Raw genomic sequence first — 3,611 nt, forward strand, 5'->3', positions numbered from 1 at the left:
AATTGATTGATTCTAATTCTTTGACTTAGATTTGACAACATATTTATAACTTTAGGGGGTTAAGAAACAAAGCCATTAATTAATCACTATTAAAAACATTTGTAATTCAAACACCCTAGCTAAGATACCACCTTATCACCCTGGTAATGAACCATCCTAACACCTTCGTGTCACGTAACAGCAATATATTCAAAATTCTACTAACATTTGCATTGTTCACGAGCACCTTTAAACCCTACTGGTTTAGAGTACTGCTGCTTACTAGAATCACACAATAGATTTCTAATAATATTTAAACAATGTTTAAATCCTAAACCTTTAAATTGATACTCTGGATTAGTAATTTGAAACTCTATCCATGAAAATACCTCTTTAATATTTGAGATTAAAGCTTTGCCTTTATTATTCAAATAATTAAGCATCTGATGTATTGCTAATTGTTGCCTAGCTGTTAATATACTTTCTCTTGTATCTTCAGCCATCTCTATTGCTTTATATGAATTAAATATTTCACCTGATGGTAATACATCCTCACCAGTACAATTTCTTCTAGCAACTTTAATAGCATCTTCTATAAGTTTAAAATCACATTTATATAATCCAGATTCTTTTAAATCTATCAAAGAAAATAAAACATCATTACAATCTAAACTATATTTATCGGCTAATATCTCTGATAATTGAAATGTATATTGATCTTCTAAAGAAAATTTAACATTATTAACAATATCGTTTGCTATATTATTATCTAATAAATTTTCTTCTTTCATAACTAATTTCTTCTCACTTGATGAACTTGATATTTCAGTTTTGTCATCTTTTCTTGAATCAACAGTAATATTACTAGATTCAGATTTGTTATCAGAATATTTTTTTTCAGTTAAAGAGTTTATATTATTCATTAAATTTATAAATTTATTAGTAATAAATATTTTAAGCCTAACTGCTCCATCATAACATCTAGTTCTAGTTTTAGAGATAAATCCTCTCTTAACAAGTTCTGATATAGCTCTTTCACATGTTCTTTTCTTAATGCCTGTTTCTTCAACTAAATACTCAACGTTTGGTAATAAAAAAAATGTATTACCTTCTTTATCTTTATACTTACTTATTTGAATTCTAAAATATAAAAAATCAGCAATATTTGCAAAATTGTTATTTTTAATTTCTGATCTTAATATCTTATTACCCTTGTGAAATAAAGTTGACATAGCTTTAACTCCTTACAGTTTAAAATATTTGTATTTTGGAGTTAACTAGACTAAAATAGATTTGCAAGTTGGTTTTCTAGTTTAGTTAACCACATTAAAGGTCGCCTCAAGCGGCCTTTTTTGTTAGTTGCCATGTGGCAACTTTTTATTAGACACTTTTTTTCATTATTGCCTCTATAAATTCTGATAATTGATTTTCATCTAATTTATCACTTATTTTTTTAGAAAAGTAAATTGACTTCCTATTATTTTCATTTCTAATAGTAAATATATGTTCTCCACTTGTGGAAAAATATTTTTTAGAAGAATATTTATTTTTAGACAATCCTTTTTCTACAAGCTTTATAATTGTCGATGCCCCAATTTTCCCTTCTCTAATTTTATCTGCATTTTCTATAAGTATATTTTGATATTCTTGTCCTTTATTAGCCAATCTACTAATTTCATAAGCAGTTCTAGCAGAGACTTTTCTATAATCATTAATTGCAATATTAATGTTTTCAGGAATTTTATTAAATGATAATAGTTTTGTTACTTGTTGCTTACTTATTTTCAATATATCTGTCAGGTCTTTCTGAACTAATAACCCAGACTCTATTTTTTTTGCATAACTCATTCCTTTAGCATAATCTGATAAATCATTTCTTTGTTCATTTTCTACAGCCTGAACTAGGGCAGCGGTTCTATCATCTAAATCGTGAATAATCACTTTTAATTTAATTTTAGCTATTTGTGAAGCTCTCCACCTGCATTCTCCAACAATTAATTCATATTTATCAGTATCTTTGTATGGCCTAACAATACATGGTACTTGCTGACCTATTGCTTTTAGACTTTCTGCAAGCTCTTCTATATTCCCTAGTTCATTTTCAGGCCTATCTTTCTCAGACCATCTAATGATATCATTAGGATCAACTTCATATATAATACTAGAATCATCGTTACTTTCTAATCGTTTTTTAGAAGTTGTAATACTTCCTGTTTTATCCTTTTCATTTTTAAATTCCCAAGGTTTTGTGACTTTTGTTTTATCTCCATAACCTTTTTTCTCAGCAGAATTTAAAAGCTCATTTAGTTTTAAAATACTTGACATATTTATTCCCCTGCTGATTTTATTATTTTAGTTTCTACTAATAATCCATAAATTGTATCTAATATATCTTTGCCATTTTTAATATCTTTAATACTTTCTTTATTATTAATAACTTCTTTAAGCCTAGCAATATCTCTTATAATTACCTCAGATAAAGATCCATCAAATAATTTGCTCATTTTAACTAAAACCTCAAGATTATTTCTCTGATTCTGAAAGAATCTATTCATAATAATAGATATCTGAGGTTCATCTTCAATTTCATAGGATTTTCGTATATCCGCAATATCTTCAACAAACATTTGAACCCCCATAATAGAAAATTCCTCTGGGTTTACAGGAATTATCACATTATCAGTTTTAATCAGGGAAAGAGAAAAAACAGAATTGAGTGTTGTTAAACTAGGTGGGGTATCTACTATAATTACATCGTAAGTATTTCTTAAATAATTAATACATAGTTTTTTAAACCAACTTAAATGATGTTTTGGAGCCTGTATTGTCAAAGCTTTTTCAATTAAACTATTTTTTAAAGAGGAGGGGATTATATCAAGATTCTCTTTAACCTTTATTGGGAGTTTTTCTATCTTTATATTCTTATCAATCAGATCATAAAAAACAGGACGTTCTACATCGTTATTAAGAAATAAATTGGTTAAATTTGCTTGAACATCTAAATCAATACAACAAACTTTTAGTCCTATTTCACTTAAAGTATCAGATAAAAGATATGAAAGAGTTGTTTTTCCAACACCTCCTTTTAGATTACCAATATAAATTATCTTTCCCATGTCATTTATTAGTTCTTCTGAAAGAATGTTCCTGACTTGCTCTGAGTTTAATATTATTTGATTACCATTTGTCCTTTCTAACTCTTGTTTTTCGAATTTATTATTAACTCTTGCATTAAGAGTATGTTTTTTAACTCCAGATAAATTAGATATTTGCGACAATCTTAATCCCATAAAACACTCGACATTTAACGCTTTTTCTTCAATTTAATATATTTTTGTTAAAAAATCAATAGATTAAACAATTTAAGTTTAATGATATTTGTATTAGATTAATCTTTATATTTTTAAACATATTAAATTTATAACTTTTATTTAATTGTTAATATTTATATCTTTTTCTTTTATTATAGAATCCGTCAATATGGCGGAATCAGAATTTGCCATTGATGAAGCTTTAAAAGATTTTCCCCTGGGGAAAAAGAGGAGTAAGTATTTAACGGCTTTGTTTCTTAACCCCCTAAAGTTATAAATATGTTGTCAAATCTAAGTCAAAGAATTAGAATCAATCAATTT

General features: G+C 26.9%; 3 protein-coding genes. All 3 read right to left on the reverse strand.

The window, feature by feature from the left end:
• Positions 1 to 200: 200 nt before the first annotated feature.
• Complete coding sequence (locus AB8E56_RS11275) at positions 201 to 1,211, reverse strand: helix-turn-helix domain-containing protein (protein WP_329481162.1); 1,011 nt, start codon at positions 1,209 to 1,211, stop codon at positions 201 to 203.
• 148 nt (positions 1,212 to 1,359) lie between these two features.
• The gene (locus tag AB8E56_RS11280; protein ID WP_329481164.1) at positions 1,360 to 2,304 is read right to left on the reverse strand and encodes a ParB/RepB/Spo0J family partition protein; all 945 of its coding nucleotides are present in this window, start codon (positions 2,302 to 2,304) and stop codon (positions 1,360 to 1,362) included.
• Positions 2,305 to 2,306: 2 nt separating this feature from the next.
• A complete protein-coding gene (locus AB8E56_RS11285; RefSeq protein ID WP_329481166.1) occupies positions 2,307 to 3,257 on the reverse strand; it encodes a ParA family protein in 951 nt (316 codons plus the stop codon).
• Positions 3,258 to 3,611: the final 354 nt, after the last annotated feature.

Source organism: Francisella sp. 19X1-34, assembly GCF_041102755.1.
Taxonomy (GTDB): domain Bacteria; phylum Pseudomonadota; class Gammaproteobacteria; order Francisellales; family Francisellaceae; genus Francisella.